The sequence below is a fragment of the Pseudoalteromonas sp. J010 genome, from assembly GCF_003934235.1.
Classification (GTDB): domain Bacteria; phylum Pseudomonadota; class Gammaproteobacteria; order Enterobacterales; family Alteromonadaceae; genus Pseudoalteromonas; species Pseudoalteromonas peptidolytica.
In genome coordinates this window covers 180,598-198,556 of sequence record NZ_RDBW01000002.1, presented here as the reverse complement: position 1 = coordinate 198,556, position 17,959 = coordinate 180,598, and the positions used below count along the sequence as shown (strand labels likewise).

At 43.7% G+C, this 17,959-nt stretch carries 14 protein-coding genes; 7 read left to right on the top strand and 7 right to left on the bottom strand.

Features of this window, described 5'->3' with window-relative positions; translation table 11 throughout:
- Positions 1-30: 30 nt before the first annotated feature.
- Complete coding sequence (locus EAG18_RS02315; RefSeq protein ID WP_125250800.1) at positions 31-2,685, bottom strand: TonB-dependent receptor; 2,655 nt, start codon at positions 2,683-2,685, stop codon at positions 31-33.
- Between the two features lie 285 nt (positions 2,686-2,970).
- On the opposite strand from EAG18_RS02315, the gene EAG18_RS02310 reads away from it, so the two are divergent.
- The 3 genes from EAG18_RS02310 to thpR all read left to right on the top strand — a co-directional run bounded on the left by EAG18_RS02310 (position 2,971) and on the right by thpR (position 5,243).
- Entirely contained in the window at positions 2,971-3,837 is an 867-nt protein-coding gene (locus EAG18_RS02310; protein ID WP_125250799.1) for an AraC family transcriptional regulator, read from the top strand.
- 150 nt (positions 3,838-3,987) lie between these two features.
- Positions 3,988-4,710, top strand: a complete 723-nt coding sequence (locus tag EAG18_RS02305; protein ID WP_125250798.1) for a helix-turn-helix domain-containing protein — start codon at positions 3,988-3,990, stop codon at positions 4,708-4,710.
- A 14-nt stretch (positions 4,711-4,724) separates the two neighbouring features.
- Positions 4,725-5,243: an RNA 2',3'-cyclic phosphodiesterase gene (thpR, locus tag EAG18_RS02300; protein WP_125250797.1), complete on the top strand. Its 519-nt coding sequence runs from the start codon at positions 4,725-4,727 to the stop codon at positions 5,241-5,243.
- 3 nt (positions 5,244-5,246) lie between these two features.
- Here thpR and EAG18_RS02295 read toward each other — a convergent pair whose 3' ends face one another.
- The 4 genes from EAG18_RS02295 to EAG18_RS02280 all read right to left on the bottom strand — a co-directional run bounded on the left by EAG18_RS02295 (position 5,247) and on the right by EAG18_RS02280 (position 9,017).
- Positions 5,247-5,900 carry a hypothetical protein gene (locus EAG18_RS02295; protein ID WP_125250796.1) on the bottom strand — a complete coding sequence of 218 codons (654 nt, stop codon included), beginning with the start codon at positions 5,898-5,900 and terminating at the stop codon, positions 5,247-5,249.
- Positions 5,864-6,613 carry a hypothetical protein gene (locus EAG18_RS02290; protein ID WP_125250795.1) on the bottom strand — a complete coding sequence of 250 codons (750 nt, stop codon included), beginning with the start codon at positions 6,611-6,613 and terminating at the stop codon, positions 5,864-5,866. Before EAG18_RS02290 ends, EAG18_RS02295 begins: the two co-directional genes overlap by 37 nt.
- Positions 6,614-6,636: 23 nt before the next feature.
- Positions 6,637-7,923, bottom strand: coding sequence for a LysM peptidoglycan-binding domain-containing protein (locus EAG18_RS02285; RefSeq protein ID WP_125250794.1), 1,287 nt, complete (start codon positions 7,921-7,923; stop codon positions 6,637-6,639).
- A gap of 230 nt (positions 7,924-8,153) precedes the next feature.
- Positions 8,154-9,017 (bottom strand): LytTR family DNA-binding domain-containing protein, encoded by an 864-nt coding sequence (locus EAG18_RS02280; RefSeq protein WP_125250793.1) that lies wholly within the window; start codon positions 9,015-9,017, stop codon positions 8,154-8,156.
- A 168-nt stretch (positions 9,018-9,185) separates the two neighbouring features.
- Between EAG18_RS02280 and EAG18_RS02275 the strand changes: the two genes are divergently transcribed.
- Positions 9,186-10,385: an acyltransferase gene (locus tag EAG18_RS02275; RefSeq protein WP_125250792.1), complete on the top strand. Its 1,200-nt coding sequence runs from the start codon at positions 9,186-9,188 to the stop codon at positions 10,383-10,385.
- A 202-nt stretch (positions 10,386-10,587) separates the two neighbouring features.
- Here the strand turns inward: EAG18_RS02275 and EAG18_RS02270 are convergent, their stop codons facing one another.
- Together EAG18_RS02270 and EAG18_RS02265 are read right to left on the bottom strand one after the other, a co-directional pair.
- A complete protein-coding gene (locus EAG18_RS02270; protein ID WP_125250791.1) occupies positions 10,588-11,913 on the bottom strand; it encodes an ATP-binding protein in 1,326 nt (441 codons plus the stop codon).
- A gap of 10 nt (positions 11,914-11,923) precedes the next feature.
- Positions 11,924-13,327 (bottom strand): sigma-54 dependent transcriptional regulator, encoded by a 1,404-nt coding sequence (locus EAG18_RS02265; protein ID WP_125250835.1) that lies wholly within the window; start codon positions 13,325-13,327, stop codon positions 11,924-11,926.
- Positions 13,328-13,576: 249 nt separating this feature from the next.
- Here EAG18_RS02265 and EAG18_RS02260 point away from each other — a divergent pair, with 249 nt between their 5' ends.
- Genes EAG18_RS02260 through EAG18_RS02250 form a run of 3 tightly spaced genes read left to right on the top strand, consistent with a single transcriptional unit; the run spans position 13,577 to position 17,944 of the window.
- On the top strand, positions 13,577-14,830 hold the full coding sequence (locus EAG18_RS02260; protein ID WP_125250790.1) for an efflux RND transporter periplasmic adaptor subunit: 1,254 nt from the start codon (positions 13,577-13,579) through the stop codon (positions 14,828-14,830).
- A gap of 10 nt (positions 14,831-14,840) precedes the next feature.
- Complete coding sequence (locus EAG18_RS02255; RefSeq protein ID WP_125250789.1) at positions 14,841-15,548, top strand: ABC transporter ATP-binding protein; 708 nt, start codon at positions 14,841-14,843, stop codon at positions 15,546-15,548.
- The gene (locus tag EAG18_RS02250; RefSeq protein ID WP_125250788.1) at positions 15,548-17,944 is read left to right on the top strand and encodes an ABC transporter permease; all 2,397 of its coding nucleotides are present in this window, start codon (positions 15,548-15,550) and stop codon (positions 17,942-17,944) included. Before EAG18_RS02255 ends, EAG18_RS02250 begins: the two co-directional genes overlap by 1 nt.
- Positions 17,945-17,959 lie beyond the last annotated feature (15 nt).

Here is a 17,959-nt window from a genome sequence, read left to right as displayed (position 1 = left end):
CCTCAGCCGCCAACGACTGAGGCTCCAAGGTTAGAACTTATAGCTAACGCCAAGGTAATAACGAGTACCAAATTCAATGGTATTTTGGGTTAAGTTATACTTAGTATCGTAAGACTGGATAACTTCATTGGTCAGGTTGACCCCCTCCAAGCTCACATCTAAGTTATCCAGTGCGTGCCATACCAAAGACGCATCCCATTGCTGGTAGCTGTCGTTGCGCACAGCTTGCGCCGCACCTAAACCAATCCATTCACTGCGCCAGTTATAAGCGATACGTGCACTAAACTGCTCGTTTTCGAAAAAGAGTGAGCCATTGAATGAGTTTTCAGAGACACCCGGCACCATTTCTTTTGTATTATCTGGTGTAGTGGTTTCACTATCCACGTAGGTGTAGTTAGTAATAAAGCCAAAGCCATTATCAAAGCTATGTTGAAGTTGCAGTTCTATTCCAGTTACATCACCGTCGCCGTTACTACGCGGGCGCGTGACTCGGCATTGATCATATTTAGAAGGGTCGGTTCCGCATCCGTCTACATATTCAACGGCTTCTGTAGAAAAGACAACGTTGTCAATCTTTTTCACAAAAACGGCTGCTGAAAATAGCGAAGCTGAGGTAAAGTAATATTCAACACCAATATCCGCTTGATCGGCTTCGTATGGTTTAAGATTGGGGTTACCACCTTTGGCTGAACCAAAGTTCGCATCAATCGCCAGACCCGGTTTTAAGTCGTTATAATTGACCCGAGACATCACACTAGAGGCGGCAGCGCGAATGATAATATCGTCGCTGTAATCGTAGGCGAAATTGATGCTAGGTAGCCAGTTATCATAATCAACGGTTTCATCAAAGGTTGTATTATCGACATAACCGGTGGACTGCTGTTCGGTGTCTATATAACGCAAGCCGATATTACCGCGGAAGTTTTCACCGCTGAAGTCACTTTGCACATAGATAGCGAGCACATCTTCTTCAACATTGTAAGTCTTACCAAGATCTTGCTGCTCGATCAGTTCACCCGCCTCATATTTACCAGTGATAAAATCCCACCATTTGTCTTCGTCAAGCTTGGCATATGAGTTCAGAATGTGGCCACCTGTTTGTGAATGAAGATTAGTAAAAATACCATCACTCCAATTGGCTAAACTATGACCATCAGGCACAAAGCCGATAACATCAGCAGGGTTTCGTTGCAGCGCGATACGTGAAAATTCGTTTTTGTTTACTTTCACACCTGCTTTGATGTTCTTGAAATAATCATGTTCTAGCATCCATTTAATATCTGCTTGTGCATAACTTACTTCATGCTCTTGAACCGTCGTTTGGAAGTTTGATTCATGAGCAAATTTGAGTTGGGAGGCATCGGTCGGATCTAGTGAATCAAACCAAATTTGATAAGGGCCTGTGGCATCATAAGTAAAGCCACCATCGGTACTATTTTGACCATTAGGGAAAGCAGGATCGCCAATTTTGTCTCCTTCATCGGTTGCTGGGATCCACCAACTTGAGGAGCCAAACTGCGTTCCACCATCCGAAGTAGAGCGACCAATCACGCCACTAACCTCAAAGGTATCACCGACATATTTACCACTGAAGTTTAAGACATCAACTTCCATGTTGACGGCGTTACGTATCGTAGGGTTATAGATGATTGATGCGTAAGCAGGTAATACCCTTGCGCGTTGAGCGCCGCCTGCATCATTGGTAGTGACATCCGTCGTTCCTGCCCCACGACCGGTAACAGTAAGGAAGTTATGGTTAACATGTGGGTTGTCGAATTCAAAGTTAAAATAGTCTACTGTGAACTCGGTGTTTTCACTTGGTGCAAATTGTGCGGTGAGCTGTGCGCTAGTACGCTCCCGTTCGGCTCTAAATGCTTGGGAGCCAATTGCCCATGCCGAGATATGTGATACTTGATTGGTATCTGGATTGGCTTTAAATTGTTCGCCATAAGAGCCGATGGATTCTATGACATGGCGGCCAGAGGTTAACCGCTCTAATGAATATGCGGCTAAGACACCAAATCTTTCATCGTCGCTTTTCCAGCTACCCAAAAACGAGCCACTTAAATCATTTTCATCATACAAAGTGGAGCGACCAGCCTCGGCTGATACCATATAGGTGTGGGCCGCTAAGTCTAGCGGTTTGCGCGTGACAAGGTTTACTGTACCGCCTAAAGCACCTTCTTCAATGTTTGCTTCCGGTGTTTTGTAGACATTCACTGCGGCTACTTGCTCTGCTGATAACAGTTCCATGTTAAATGTTCGGGTAGATGGCCCCAAGTCATACCAATCGGTACTGGCAACGGACTGACCATTTAATAAAATACGCGATTGTTCGGGGGCAGTACCACGGATAGTAACGCCACTGACTTCGCCATATTGACGCTCAACTGTGACCCCTGAAATACGCTGAAGTGCATCGCCAATGTTTTTGTCCGGGAACTTACCAATATCCTCCGAAGTGATGGCATCGACAATGCCATCGGCAAAGCGTTTGGTATTCATAGAAGCTTCAAGTGAGCGGCGTATACCTCGAACTTCAATCACTTCAACATTGTCTGTTGCGCTTTTTTCTGCAGCGAGCGTGGATGGTGATAAGGTGAGTAAAAAAGGCGATAGGGTACTTGCTGTCACTATGGCGGCAAGTTTATTCAATTTAAATTGCTTCAACTTAGTTGTTTTCATTGTTCTGCCCATTGTTCCTATTTGTTGTTGGCAGAAGCTAGGGTATCGTCTTGAGTGTTTTTTAAGCGGTATCTTTCTATCTACTAATGATACTTTTCACGCTTAAATAGAGGGTATTTGACAAAAATACTTCACTGCACTTTGGGTTATCGCTATATTTCGATAGATTAATATTGTTTAGTGATTGAATTTGCATGATGTGCAACTAGGTGTAATGAACTGTGGTTGCAACAACTTATAACATGCAGATTTTAAATAAGTTTATTAATGTAAAAGGAAATTGCGATGCGAGCGATGTACGAGAAAGTGCTGCCATCTCCCGGGTGTTCATGGCGTTATTGCCTATATCAATTGCCGGAAATTCCTTTTAATTGGCACTATCATCCAGAATATGAGATCTGTTTGACGCTCAACAGTGTCGGTGTATGTCATGTGGGTGATCATATCGCCCCTTACGAAGACTTGGATTTGGTTATCCTAGGGCCTGACTTACCGCATACGTGGCAGTCAAAACCTAATCCTGATCACTCTGCTCATGTTGTTCACGTCGCGCAAATTCCCGCGGCTTGGCTAGAATCTCTAGTGGCGCAGCATCCAGAACTACATGGCTTATCTGAGTTGTTAAATGCTGCGCGACGTGGCGTTAAATTTCCTGTGGAGGTCGCAAAACAAGCCAAAATCTGGTTTGAGCAAATAGCAAATGCTGAGCCGTTAATGCGCTTCGTATTACTACTTGAAATGCTCACCTTGATGACAACATCAAACTATCAACATTTGGCTAGTAGTGGTTTTCGCTTTGACCCTCGCCATGATCCTGCCAAGGATAAGTTCGATAGAGTAATTGCCTATATTTATGAGCATTATACAGACAAACTGAGTGCGAATGACCTTGCCCAGCAAGTGCACATGAGTACCAACCATTTCCATCGTTTTTTTAAAAAGCGTACGGAGCGCACTGTCACAGAATTTATTAATCAGCTTCGGATCGCCAAAGCATGTAAGCTTTTGATTAGTTCAGCTTCTCCCATCAGCGTTATTTCGGATCAGTGTGGCTTTAATAACATCTCTAACTTTAATCGCCGTTTTCAAGCACTAAAGGCGTGTACGCCTAGCGAGTTTCGCGCGCGGCTGCATCAAAAAGCATTATATTAACCGCAACTTTGTAGATAAACGCACAAGCAATCGTGAAATTTACGTAATGTTATGATATTCATACTTATTCCTGAATATTCAACTTGGTATTTATCAAGGAATTGCCAAGAATGTGCCGGGTCGCAACAATAATAAACGAGGATGACCGTGATGACACTAGGACACTTTATTAAACAGATCCGTACACAAAAAGGTTTGAGCCAACCACAGCTAGCAGAGCAAATGTGCGTTGAGCAAAGCTATTTATCGAAACTAGAAAACGACAAGTCTGTACCTTCTAATGAGGTATTTAGAAAGTTACTGACAGCGCTTAATTTATCTTTAGATGAATGTATGCAAACCTTATCAGCACAAGGAAAGCGTGAAGAACTAAGCCAAATACCAGATATAGAGTATTGGTATAAGCAACATCAACAATCAAAACAAAAGCAATATAAGCAACTTGCAATGCTAGCAGTGTTGTTAGTGTCTCTCGGTGTGGGGCTATTTTGGAGTGGCTACAAACAGACATTTTTTAGTGAAAAACTGTTTGAATATGAATCTCAGGGAGTATTGCAAGCCGGTGAGCCCGTTGAGTTATACAACAAATGGCACGCATATCTCGTTCCTCATAGTAAGAATGGTGACCGTGAATTTTTTGATCAAGTTCAGCTTGCCATGGCAAAGCGCTTAGACAAAAAAACGGTATTTTTTTCAGATTACAGAGGAAGTGCTTATACCGAATCGGTAACCGATGGTAGAAGGCATTATCGTTTTCAAGGGCCTAAATTTAGTGAGCGAGCAGAGAATGCCTGGCTGCAATTTATTGGCTTATTGTGTTTCTCTGCTGGGATTATGCTAACTTTAGTAGGGAAACGGTTAGTTAAACCTTAAGGTAAAGGTGTGAGATGCAAAAGCGATTATTTTTTGGTATTGGCATGGATGACGACGCTCGCGCACATATTGGCCAGTGGCTAGTCGATAGCGTGAGTGCCAGCAAAACCAATACACCACCGAATAATTGGCATCTTACACTGGCATTTCTGGCTATGGTGGAAGAGTCAAAAGTGGCCGAACTGTGTGATTTTGCCAGCACCCTAACGGTGCCTAAATTTATGCTGCCATTTAGCGAACATGGTTACTGGCAGCACAATGGTATTTTTTATTTAAAGCCGGAGCAAAAGCCACAAGCCTTGCTAGATTTAGCCAACCCGCTACGCGCTTTTGGAGAAAAGTGCGACTTGTATCATAACCCGCATCCATTCTCACCCCATATCACGTTATTTAGAAATTGTAAGCCAGAGCCGACTGTGGCAACTCCAATAGCGCCCTTTTCGCTGACGGTAAAAAAATTTCACCTCTACCACTCTCACCGTAATACGCAGGGCTTGATCTACGACCCTATCGCGTCGTTCTTTCTCAGCTGAGAGTTAATATAACCAGCGTTTAAACTTTTCAAGCAAGGTGCTAAACCATCCCAGCTGATAGCGGTTGTATTTACGACAGTTAAGGAACAAGCGTTTAGTTGCTTCATTTCGAGCAGGGCTAATATGGAGGCGGCTACACTCTTGGCTTGCCTGTTTCCAGTCTTGTGTACTGATGGCATTAATCAACTTAGGAAACGCTAAAAACAGTTTGTTTGTCCCTAGGTTATAAGCCATATCAAGAAGTGCATGCTTCGCGGGTGTTGGGAGCTTGTGATAAGGAATACAGCCAACAGCTTGTTGCTCGAGAAAGTGTGCCAGTGCACTCTCAAAACCTTGAATGTGTTTGATCAGTAGCTGTTTTGAGGCGCTCGGAGGTAGTGTCAGTTCAGTATATTGTGCATACCAAGAAGCCTTGTAGCCTGTGGGCTTGCTTTTAATCCGACGGTACTCATCATGCTTTTGTTGCAAGGTTGCAGCACGCTTTGCACGTCTGTCCTGCATCGGCAGCTGACAAAATTGCTCAATAGTTTGCATATGAAAACCAACGCCTATGGTTGGATTACCATTTACGTCTAAATAAAGGTGAAATACCTCACCTTCAAATTGCCGTAGGTGACGTATTACTTGTTGATAGAACTTGTCGGTATGGTCGAACAACTGGGTACCTCTGTGATCACCGCTTTCTCGTTGGTGATATAGCATTCTTTAAGTATAGAGCAGTAACAGGCCTGTGCTTTGAAAACTGATTTATGTTCATCAATTTTATCCCATAATCCACGATTAAAATTACTCTTTGGCATCGTGAAGATATTAAAACTATCACCATCGGCAAGGAGAATTTTTTGTGGCTCGCTAGAGACATACCAGCCAAACTTTTTTAGATAGTTGATGTTAGACTCTTCATCTTGTGCATCACTTAATGCCGCTTGATAAGCATGTAGATTGCAACAGGCATCCATTAACTCGGTGACATCATAATAGGTTTCACCGTCCAATTCGTATTTGATGTGATGGATCACTGCAGGGCCGGTGCCTGAGTTACGAATGTCGACTCGAATAGTTGCTTGTGTCGAGTCTAAATCAAAATTACTGTAGCTAAATTGCAACCAAGGCCAAGTTTCCGTTTTTAGCTGTTTTTCAGCAGCTGAAACCTGCTCTTGTGCCGCTTTGGCTTGCAAGTACGTGGCATAAAAAGAGGCCGCAGAAATAAACATCGCGCAAAGCGCTAAAATGGTGTTCATCTTTGAGCGAGATAGCTTGAACCGCCCATGCGTTTGCCTGTTCTTATGAGGCTGTGGTGTTAATAGCGCACTCGTGGTCGTGTCGCTGTTGTGCTCAGAAGGTACATTATTATTATTATGTTCTGACATGTTCATCCTATGCGTATCTGGGATTATGGTGATAGGAATACTTGTAAAGTATCGCCAATATTCAGCGTGTCGGATGACAGCTGGTTCCAATGCTTGAGTTTGGCAACGCTCACATTAAATTGTTTTGCAATGCGCCATAAACTATCACCGCGTTTAACACGATAGTCCAGCTGTTTGTCAGCTAAGATAGGTAAAATCAGCGTTTTGCCAGCACGGATCCGGTCGCTTTTTAATTGATTGAAAACCTTTAACTCAGCCACCGTGACTGAGTAGCGTTGTGCGATGCTACTGAGGGAGTCACCACGACGAATGGTGTACTGCTGCCACGTATCAGCTGGCACTTTTGGTAAACTGGCGAGCATGTTTTGCCACTCCGACACCCGTGCTGTTGGGATGACTATATGGTCAGGGCCTGCAAGCAATGCAGGAAAACGCGCATATCCTGGATTTAGTATCTCTACTTCTTTCCAGCCTTTAAGGTCTGATAAAACCGCCTGTTGCTCAAGTTTGATAACGCTGATTAACGAACGGTTGGGGATCTTAGGAAACTTCATCAAGTCATGCTTTAGCAGCTGTGAGGCTGCAAGTAATTTGGGTACGTAGTGTCTGGTTTGGCGCGGGAGCTTCAAATGAAAAAAGTCAGTTGGTTTACCTGCTTTTTTATTACGTTCAATGGCTGCGAGCACTCTGCCTTCACCGGTATTATAAGCGGCAATAGCATGATACCAATCACCATCAAAACGCTTGTGTAGGTACTGCAAAAAGTCCAATGCAACCCGGGTCGAATCGACAATATCTTGGCGACCATCATACCAAGCATTGATCTTGGCACCGTAATGCTTGGCAATCAGGGGGGTGAGTTGCCACAACCCCGAGGCATGTTTATGGGAGTAGGCTTGGGTGTTAAAATCGCTCTCGATTAATGGCATCAAGGCAAGCTCTATGGGCAGACCGCGTTTTTCCACTTCTTCAACTAAATAATACAATAAAGGCGCTGCACGTTCGCTGATGGTATCCATATAGTTTGGGTGCTTGAGATACCAGTCAATTCGCTGCGTTACGCGTTTGTCGTTGGAATCAGCAAAGCTGAGCTGGTGTTTAATTCGAAGCCATAAATCATCCGTTTTGAGCGGATCATATGGTGTGTTATCTGTGGCCTTTACTTCCTTTTTCACAACATTTTTTGGTTTTTCAACGCTTGCTTTTGCAGCGTTATCTGGCCTTGATTCATGCTGCTGAGGATGTTGTATTTGACTACAGCCATTTAGCAGTAAAATCCCAACGAGTAGTGGAGTGATAAGGTTTTTCATAGCGCCTTTTTATTATCCTTTTATTATGCAGTCCATGTAGAGAGCCTGAACCACATAAGATTGTATATAAGTTCGGTGCAAATGCAAAAATAGACACCTTACTTGCTGCGGCTGTGTAGTGTAGAGCGGTGAAATGGATACAAAATGAACTTTAGCGTTACAGTATTTAGCATTGAGCAATAATATTGACGCAATCAACTTTAGTAGCGTGATGATTGCGTATTGTTCACTTATTCAAGACGTAGCTGTTGCTTAAATTGGGCTTTATAGGTTCGCGAAAGCGTTAAGACTTTCCCACTTTGCAATGCGATTTCGCTGTCACCGCTGGCGAGCGGCGTAATACTCACCACTTGAGAGACATTAATAGCAAAAGAGCGATGGATGCGAACAAAGCCTACAGGGTCTAAGCGCTGACATAATGCACAAAGCGTTGAGCGTAGCGGATAAATGCGACCATTTACGTGTAGATTGACGTAATTTCCAGACGATTGTAACCACTCAACCTCTTCAACTTTAACGATAAACTCTTTACCAAGTTTACGTACCAACAAATGATGAATTGGTTTTTGGAGTGCTTCATCGTCGTCACTTTGCTGCTTTATCGGTGATGCTTCGCCGAGCATATGAGAGACGCTAAATTGATAAGCTTTTATGAGTGCGATAAAGAACACAAAACTCCAAGCATCTTTTTGATATTCATAGATAAGTTCAAACCAAGAAAGGTGGAAGTTGTAACCTAGTTGCAAGCTAAAATAAATCGTTTCGCGTAATAACACCATGATGCCAACATGGCCACAACAAAATAACAGTGAGGCAATAAAAAAGCTAAAAGCGACGTTAACAGGTTTATGCCACTGCCAAGGAAACGCGTTTAAATACCAAGATATGGCAGGAATTAAGGTTAGACTGGCAGCTGCACTGGTATATTCCCACACAAATGGTTCCCACAGCGCAAAATCGAGCATTGCATCTCGTTTGGCATCCATGATCTGAGTAATGGCGTTTAAGGTGTTATTAATCGCCAGAAAGAGGGCGAGAAGCACGATAGCCATCAACGGATGATATTGCTGAATAAAGGTACGTGAAAACATCATGGTTTAATTTTTTCTTTTACTCTAGCAACTGGACGCAAAGCGGTCACTTATTTTATCCCACTATTCCACGGCTTATCCCTAGTTATTGTTATATAAGCAAATGTTTGCTTTTTTATATACCGTTTTGGCGCATCCTGGAGATAAGTTTACTTCTAAAAAGAAAGCAAGATGGAGAATTTAAACAGGCGAGTAGAGCTGGACTGGCTACGTGTTATTGCATTTACGATACTCATTTTTTATCACACCGCCATGTTATACATACCTAATTGGGGTTTTCACTACAAGAGTGCTTATTCATCGGTGTGGCTAGAATATTTAATGTTACTGATCTCGCCATGGCGAATGTTGCTGATCTGGTTTATCTCTGGTGTTGCGCTTAGATACATTTTTGATAAACAAGGGGCTGGTAACACGGTACTCTTTCGCACGCCTTTGTTATTACTGCCACTGTTATTCGGTATATGGGTCGTTGTACCTGTGCAACTTTTCGCTGAAATGCAGCAAAATGCTGGATTAACATTTGGATATGTCGACTTCTACAAACACTTTATTGAGCTAGACAGCCCTTTGTTTAGTCAATATCAACGCGGTATTTGGCCTCATGTAGACGTTAACCATCTTTGGTACTTGCGAGCGCTATGGTGCTTTACTGTGCTTCTTGCTGTGCTGCATATTGTTTTGACTTCAAAGCTTCACGTAATGTTTCTGCATTTGAGTGCGTTACGTTGGTCAACTTACGCGTTGAGCATACTGGGCGGTGCAAGTTTACTTTGGGCTCAGTTAGCACTGGCGGGAGATAGCCAAAGAGAATTTCAAGGGTTTGTGTTTTTGCTTGCCGGTTACCTGCTTGCCAAACGGCAACATTTTTGGGCTTGGCTGACTTGCCACAGTAAAATGTTGATATGGATTTTTACATTTAATGCGATGATTATACTGCTTTTATATCACTTTTACTGGTTGCAAGACTCGCTAACTCCTTTCATTGTTTGGTGTGGTAGCATTATTTTGGTTTTACAGCGCGTGTGTGCTGTTTTGTTGGTATTAGCATTGGCAGCGCGTTATCTTACCCGTTCTCATCCACTGCTTACGAGACTCAATAAAGCGGTGTTTCCTATTTATCTCTGGCATCAAAGTGTGATCATTGCCTTAGCGCTTTGGCTTAGTCGGTATCAGCTAGGTGGTTTGTTAGAGAGCTTGGTCGTGATCATAGGAACTCTGTTATTTTCGGGGTTGTTGTTTTGGCTGGTACCAAAGTTGGGTTCCTTCGCAGTGGTGATGGGGTATCGTGCTAATTCGCTAACAAGCAATAAGTTCATTTGGGGACTGGGCTGTTTGTTATTGCTACCACTTATCTTACGGATTATTTAATCTGAAGTTTGAATAAGTAGCAGCTTTGATAATGTCATTTAGCCTTGTGGTTTTGGCAAATCAATGACAGTCGGTAGGCGCTATGAGTACTTGCCTAGCCATCTGGTTCTTAAAGCGCGGTAGGCTGAGTATTGCCTGCTATGCTTTTCCCTTCTTTAATTTTGTTCAAATTACGCTTAAGCGCGAAGCTGAGTCCTGCGTATTAACCAAACACGCAGCGAAAACAGGCTCCTTGCTTACGTTGTATGTATACTAATTCGCCACCATGGTTGAGCATGATTTGTCGCGATAAGCTCAACCCGATCCCCGACCCTTGCTGCTTAGTGGTAAAAAATGGTACGAAAATCATATCTACGACATGCTCTGCGATACCTGGGCCGTTGTCGCTGATTTCAATGTAATGCTGACCTGTGCCAWTGACGCCAGTTTTTAGCACAATAAATGGGGGTTGTTGAGGTGCTCGGGCTGATTGATGATGCAATGCCTCCATCGCATTTTTAAGTAAGTTGATAAGTACTTGCTCTATTTGTGCTGGGTCCAGCATCACTAACTGATCATGGTGAACATCTAGTTTTATGCTAAGGCCTGCGGCGTCACAGCTGGGTTGATGTAGTTGATAAATCCCTTTCACCAAAGTTGCGAGTTGGCAAGGTTGTAATTCGGGGCTTGGTAGGCTGCTGACTTTTCTAAAGCGGGCGATGAATTCACCGAGGTACTCTGTCCGTTTTGCAAGAGTACGAAGCGCGAGCGCAAGATCCTGTTTATCTTCTTTGTCGTCAAAACTTAAGGATTCAGGCAATAAGCTTTCACAGGTTTGCGCAATGGAGGCTAATGGAGTAATAGAGTTTGCTACTTCGTGGGTGAGCACTTTAGTCAGGCGCTTGTATGCTTGTTGCTCTTTATTTTGCAGTGCGTCTTTAATGGATTGTAGCGTTACTATTTTACGGATCTGGCCTTGGATCTGCGCCGATGTTATTTGTATAGACAAGTTGTCTTGTTGCTCACCATACTGCCAATTCGCGATTGTTTTTAAGCGGTTATCACATTCATGGATCAGTGGTGCAATATGCGCTAAGTCCTCAATATGATTAATGGTTTTGCCGAGCAAGCGAGGTACTGCTGGGTTGGACTCAATGACATTCCCTTTGTTGTCAAAAACCAGCACCGCTAAGTCAATATGAACTAATAGCGTTTGTAAGAAATGTGCTTGCTGCTGGGCAATAAAGTGCGCGCTTTGGATCCTATCTTTTATTTCTTCCAAGAGTGTTCGCATGGGATGATGTTGACTCAAACCTAGGGAGCTATCACCGTTAGCAAGAGACTTAAGTACAAAGCGCATATGCTTGTTTTGTTTATTAAATTGATAATACAAAGACAGCACAAAGGCACCAGCAATTAGGGTAATGAGGAGCCATGTTGCTGAGAATCCTACTTGTATATACAAATAAAGTGAAGCACCGCTGCTCAGTAATAGCGCAAAAATAGTGAGCATGAAAATGACAGTTGGGTGCTGGGTTAAGCGAACCATATCGTGCAACCTACAAGTTATACTTATCTAATCGTCGATACATGGCACCGCGCGTTAACCCAAGTGCTTTTGCTGCACTTGATACGTTACCTTGATAGTGCTTTAACGCTGCCCGTACCGTGCGCTGTTCGATTTCCTCTAGGTTGAAGGTGTCAGTTATCTGGGTATCGTCTCTCCCTTTGGAGTCGGTTGAGGGCGACGGGCGCGCTGCGGTATTGATAACTGTGCTGATGTCCAAGTATTCACTTTCACTTAAGATCACCGCACGCTCTATCGCATGTGCCAACTCTCTTACGTTACCCGGCCATGGATATGCTTGTAGGCTTTGCATATCCATCGGGTTTACTTCAAGTTGTCTTTTATATTTTTGGCAAAAGTGGGCTAAGTAATAATCCACCAACAGCGGAATATCCTCAGCGCGCTCACGCAGGGGCGGGAGGCGGATCTCTATGGTGTTGATCCGATACAATAAATCTTGTCTAAATCGACCTTCGTCAACGGCTTGTTGAAGGTTATCATTGGTGGCACAGATAAGCCGTATATCTACAGAAATGGGCTTACTGCCTCCTACCGGCGTCACTTGTCGATTTTGTAACGCTGCCAACAATGTCGCTTGTTGGGCTAGGGGGAGATTACCTAGCTCATCTAAAAATAAACTGCCTTGATGTGCCAACTCGAAACGACCAACCTTATCACTTTTGGCATCGGTAAATGCGCCTTTTTTATGCCCAAATAGCTCACTTTCGAACAAACTCTCGGAGACTGCGCCCATATCAAGACTAATAAAGGCATTGTGATGACGCATACTCGCCTGATGAATTGCATGTGCGGCAAGCTCTTTACCAGTACCACTTTCACCAGTTATCAAAATATTAGCGTCAGTTTGCGCAGCGCGCTCAATGGTTCGAAACACCGCTTGCATCGCCGGACTTTGACCTAAAAAGGAAAATTGATGACCTCCAGATTGATTGAGCGCTTGGTTCAGCCCTTGGGTCTGGCGAGTTAATTTACCTACTTGTTGTTTATCTTTGGCGTGCGCGAAGGCAGCCGCAACAGCACCAAGAAGCTGATCGTTTTGCCATGGTTTAGCGATAAAATCTGCGGCACCGGCTTTAATAGCATCAACGGCAAGTTGTATATCGCCGTAGGCAGTCATTAGCAGCACTACAATGCTTGGGTCTTGTGCGACGATTTTCTGTAACCAGTAAAACCCTTCTTTGCCACTGATTGCGTCTTGACTAAAGTTCATATCAAGTAAGATCACGTCTATTTGTTGCGCGTTGATTTGCGCTTCAATATCAAACGGATTGTCTGTTGTGAGGACTTGTTGATAGTGCTTCTTCAGCAACAGTTTTGCTGCAATGAGAATATCGGTGTTGTCATCAACGATTAATACGGTGCCTTCCTGCTTCATATCCTGAGTGCTTTGTTTTTCTTTTAGCGTACCGCATTCGCTCAAGTGGCGTCCACGAAAAGTGTTCATTTATGGACAGGCTAAACAATTTAAAGTGTTCTATTTTCGGACACTCTTGGTATGGAGATATTCTTTTTTCTCTATTAAGTTATTGTTATTTAAGTTAATTCTCACTTTGGTACAGAGCTTGATAACAGTTACAGATATAACAAGAAATAAGCTAACCGACATAGAACAAGAGGTGTGATTATGGATAAGAAAATTGAACGTTCAGGATTACAAAAACATCTAAAAAAAGTGATTGCAGGGGGCGTGCTATTAGGCGTTGCTGCGGCTGCATTTGCCTTTACCAACACCGCTTCTTCCGGTCGTAGTCAAAACTTATCGCTCAGTAGCGTCACGGTCGCTACTGTCAACAAAGGTGCATTTATTGATGCCCTCAGTTTGCGTGGTCAAGTTGTACCAAAGACAACGATTTATCTCGATACCATTGCAGGTGGTCAAGTTGAAGAACGTTTAGTCGAGCAGGGCGAATATGTGGAAGCCGGTCAGCCGTTAGTAAGACTGAGCAATACCAGCTTGCAGCTAGATGTCATGAGCCGAGAAGCGCAGGTAACTGAACAGCTTAACTTCCTAAGAAACACCCAAATGACGATGGAAACCAGTCGCCTTAATTTACGCCGTGACTTGCTGGAAATTGACTTACAAATTAGCCATTTAGAACGTCGTTATAAACAGTCAAAGCCGCTTGTTGAAAAGGGCGTGTTGGCAACCGATAGGCTCTCTGAAATTGAAGATGATCTCACCTACTACAAAGCGCGCAAAGAGTTAACATTAGAGCGTCAAGCACAAGAAAACTCAATTCGTCAGGTACAAGTGGAGCAATTAGAAGACAGTGCTGACATGCTGCAAAAAAACCTACAGTTTGCGCGYAAAAATCTTGAGAATCTGCTGATTAAAGCCCCTGTTTCCGGATACCTGAGTGAGCTAGACGTTGAAATTGGTGAGTCCAAAGGCAAAGGGGCGCGTTTAGGTCAAATTGATATTCCAAATGAATACAAGCTGGTTGTCCGCCTCGATGAGTTTTACTTAAATCAAGTACAGCCTGAGATGGCAGTCAATGTGATGTTGGACAGTGGCTCGGTTCACGCCAAGGTCAGCAAAATTGATAGCCGAGTGTCGCAGTCACAGTTTCAAATCGAGGTCGCTTTACCGAGTGGCCAAAGTGATATTAAACGCGGGCAAAGTATAGACATTGAACTTATGCTCGGCGGCAATAAAGAAAATGCGGTACTGCTGAAGCGCGGTGCATTTTTTACCAGCTCGGGCGGTAATTGGGTGTATGTCTTGTCTCATGATGGCAAAACTGCACAGCGCCGTGACATTCGCCTAGGCAAAAAGAATCAAGATTATTACGAAGTGTTAGATGGTCTCACACCTGGTGAGCAAGTGATCACCTCAAGCTATAGCAACTTCGACAAAGCGCAACAACTACATTTCTAAGGATATAACAATGATAAAACTAACTAATCTAAACCGTGTATTTCGTACTCAAGACATTGAAACAACTGCGCTGAACAATATTAATTTAGTGGTTAATGAAGGTGAGTTTGTCGCTATCATGGGCCCATCTGGCTGCGGTAAATCAACATTGCTATCTATCCTTGGTATGTTGGATTCTCCGACGTCGGGTCAGTTTGAATTTGCTGRTACTGATATTGCCGGTTATAGCGAAAAGCAGCTTTCACAACTGCGCAAAGCATCCATAGGGTTTGTTTTTCAAAGCTTTAACTTAATTGATGAGCTGACGGTATTTGAAAATGTAGAGCTGCCGCTGCAATACCAAAACATCTCGAAAAAGGAACGTAAGCAGCGTGTAGAACAAATCTTGAAACGCGTTGCGATTGATCATCGTGCCGACCATTTACCACAACAACTGTCTGGTGGTCAGCAGCAGCGAGTGGCCGTTGCAAGAGCGCTGGTGATCAATCCAAAGCTTATCTTAGCGGATGAACCGACAGGTAACTTAGACTCAAAAAATGGTGAAGAAGTCATGGCGATGTTGCGCGAGTTAAATCGCGAAGGCACCACGGTGATCATGGTGACACACTCTGAAAAAGAAGGCGGTTATGCCGACCGGCTTGTGCGCTTACTTGATGGCCAAGTCATGCTAGACAAAGCGAATGCACAAGGGCAGCCCCCGAAAAGTGAGGTAGCATAATGATAGCGAACTATCTTGTTACAGCGCTGCGTGCTTTTAAGCAGCAAAAACAGCACTTTGTGTTGAACGTTTTAGGTTTGAGCGTAGGATTAGCAGCGGCTATTTTAGTGGCTTTGTTTGCAAAAAATGAGCTTTCTTATGATGGCCAGCAGCCAAATGCGGATCGTGTCTATCGGATCAGCCAAGACTTTTCTGAATTGGGGTTGGCTGTTGTGCCTATTTTTAATTATTCCAATGCAAAACTAGCGCTTGAGTATAGCCAAGTTGAGGACGTGTTTGGTTTGACCATGGTAGAGCTTACCCGTGAGGCGATGGTGGATGTTCGAGTGGGAGAGCAGGGGTACAAGTTAAATGCGCTTTACGGTGCGACGCCAAATATTGAAAGCTTTATTGATATAAGCACATTATCAGGAGACTTGAAAAATGCTTTGAGTACGCCAAACAGCATTGCGTTGAGCGAATCTGAAGCGCTAAGAATATTTGGTAGTGTTGGTATCATTGGTAACACCTTACAACATCAAAGTGGTCAATACACGGTACGAGCTGTATTTGCAGATCTCCCTGATAACACCCACTTTGCATTTAAAAACCTTGTTCACGTAAAGCATGACCCCACTAAGCTTGGTATGAATAGTAGCTATGTGTATGTGCGTCTTGCACCCAATACCGATGTTGCTGCATTGGAAAAGACCCTCTCAGAGCGCTACTACTATGAAGAGATGGCGGGCAAAATCTCGATTAACCTACATCCGCTACTTGCACTGCACTTAACGGCTAAGTCACCGTTTGAAATGAAAGCCGGTGGTGCGAAGCAGGTGGTCATGATTTGTGTGGGGTTAAGTGTGCTGTTGATTTTGATTGCAAGCTTTAACTTTATCAATATGACCGTAGCCCAATCCGCAAAACGAGCTAAAGAAGTAGGGGTACGCAAGGCGTTGGGTGCGAGTAAAACGCAGTTAGTGATCCAGTTTTTATCTGAGTCGGTACTTGTTGCACTCTTCTCAACCATACTGGCCTGTGTGTTGGTAGAGCTATTATTACCGAGTTTTAATGGCTTGGTCGACCGTGCTTTGTTTATTGATTATGTTTCACCTTTTGGTGGTGCGATTTTTGTGGTAGCGATGAGTGTTGGGATTTTAGCTGGTCTATACCCTGCATTTTTTATGTCGTCATTTAGTGCCAAGCGAGTACTGAGTGGCGATCTTCAGCGTGGTAATACTGCTATTTTTGTACGTAAGAGCTTACTTACTCTGCAAGCCTCTCTATCTATCGGTTTGATCATCGCATCAGCAACGTTATTGCAGCAGCTTGCGCATTTACAAAGCTTACCTTTGGGCTATCAAACAAAGCAGCGTTTAGTTATTTCGGAACTGCCTGTCGAGGACGTATTCACCAAGCAACCAAGCTCATTGGTAAATCGCATTACTGCCATCGAAGGGGTCGAATTAGCAACGATACTGGATACCCGTCTGACCGTATCAATTAATAACACGCTACAGCCAACGTGGCCTAATGGAGAAGCGTCCCAAAGTTTAACCCCTGTGATTGGCTCAGGGTTCAATATTGTTAAAGGGTTGGGGTTAACATTATTGGCAGGACGCGACTTTAGCCCTGAATATAGCAGTGATTGGGCGTATCGAGAAAATGGCGTCACGAAAGTCAGTACAATTATCAGTGAACAAGTGGCCAAGCAGGCGGGTTATCACAATGTCGCCGATATCATAGGCAAAACCATCAAAGATACGGGTCGCAGTGTGGATATGTTGGTTGTTGGTGTGGTTGAGGATGTCAAAGTTGGTAATACCAAAGATGCCAGCAGTAATATCATGTTTTTATGTGGATTTAGCTATTTATCATCAGTTTCAGAGCTGATTTTAACGATAAACCCGCACCGTTTGCCTGAAATTACCACCCAGGTCACGGCGGCGTTAGCAGACGTTGCTGATCTTTACGAACCAAAAATCAATCTGTTGGAAGATAACTACAAAGCAGTACTAAAAGCAGATGAACGAGTCTCACAAGTGGTGCTGATTTTTACCACTTTGGCTGTGTTTTTAACGTGTTTGGGCACATTTGGTTTGGCTTCTTTTGCAACGGTACGTCGGCAAAAAGAAGTTGCGGTTCGTAAAGTGCTGGGAGCATCAAGAGTCAGTATCGTTAATATTCTAGCAAAAGAGTTTTTAATGCTAGTTGCGGTGAGTGTCGCTATTGCCTATCCGGTTACATATTGGTTAGTAGGAGATTGGCTTGCAAACTTTAATGACCGTATTACTCAAGACTTTTGGGTGTATGGCATTGCGGCATTCGCGGTCGCGGGGATCACCTGGCTAACGGTTGCGACGCTTGCATTTAAAGCCGCAAGTATGCGTCCGTCATTAATTTTACGTTATGAGTAAAAGGTGCTTAAGGGC

What these genes read in the sequence shown, in the direction of transcription:
- EAG18_RS02250 (WP_125250788.1), top strand. Translation starts at nt 15,548, where the DNA reads ATGATAGCGAACTATCTTGTTACAGCGCTGCGTGCTTTTAAGCAGCAA.
- thpR (WP_125250797.1), top strand. Translation starts at nt 4,725, where the DNA reads ATGCAAAAGCGATTATTTTTTGGTATTGGCATGGATGACGACGCTCGC.
- EAG18_RS02280 (WP_125250793.1), bottom strand. Translation starts at nt 9,017, where the DNA reads ATGATGTTTTCACGTACCTTTATTCAGCAATATCATCCGTTGATGGCT.
- EAG18_RS02265 (WP_125250835.1), bottom strand. Translation starts at nt 13,327, where the DNA reads ATGAAGCAGGAAGGCACCGTATTAATCGTTGATGACAACACCGATATT.
- EAG18_RS02285 (WP_125250794.1), bottom strand. Translation starts at nt 7,923, where the DNA reads ATGAAAAACCTTATCACTCCACTACTCGTTGGGATTTTACTGCTAAAT.
- EAG18_RS02275 (WP_125250792.1), top strand. Translation starts at nt 9,186, where the DNA reads ATGGAGAATTTAAACAGGCGAGTAGAGCTGGACTGGCTACGTGTTATT.
- EAG18_RS02310 (WP_125250799.1), top strand. Translation starts at nt 2,971, where the DNA reads ATGCGAGCGATGTACGAGAAAGTGCTGCCATCTCCCGGGTGTTCATGG.
- EAG18_RS02290 (WP_125250795.1), bottom strand. Translation starts at nt 6,613, where the DNA reads ATGTCAGAACATAATAATAATAATGTACCTTCTGAGCACAACAGCGAC.
- EAG18_RS02305 (WP_125250798.1), top strand. Translation starts at nt 3,988, where the DNA reads ATGACACTAGGACACTTTATTAAACAGATCCGTACACAAAAAGGTTTG.
- EAG18_RS02315 (WP_125250800.1), bottom strand. Translation starts at nt 2,685, where the DNA reads ATGAAAACAACTAAGTTGAAGCAATTTAAATTGAATAAACTTGCCGCC.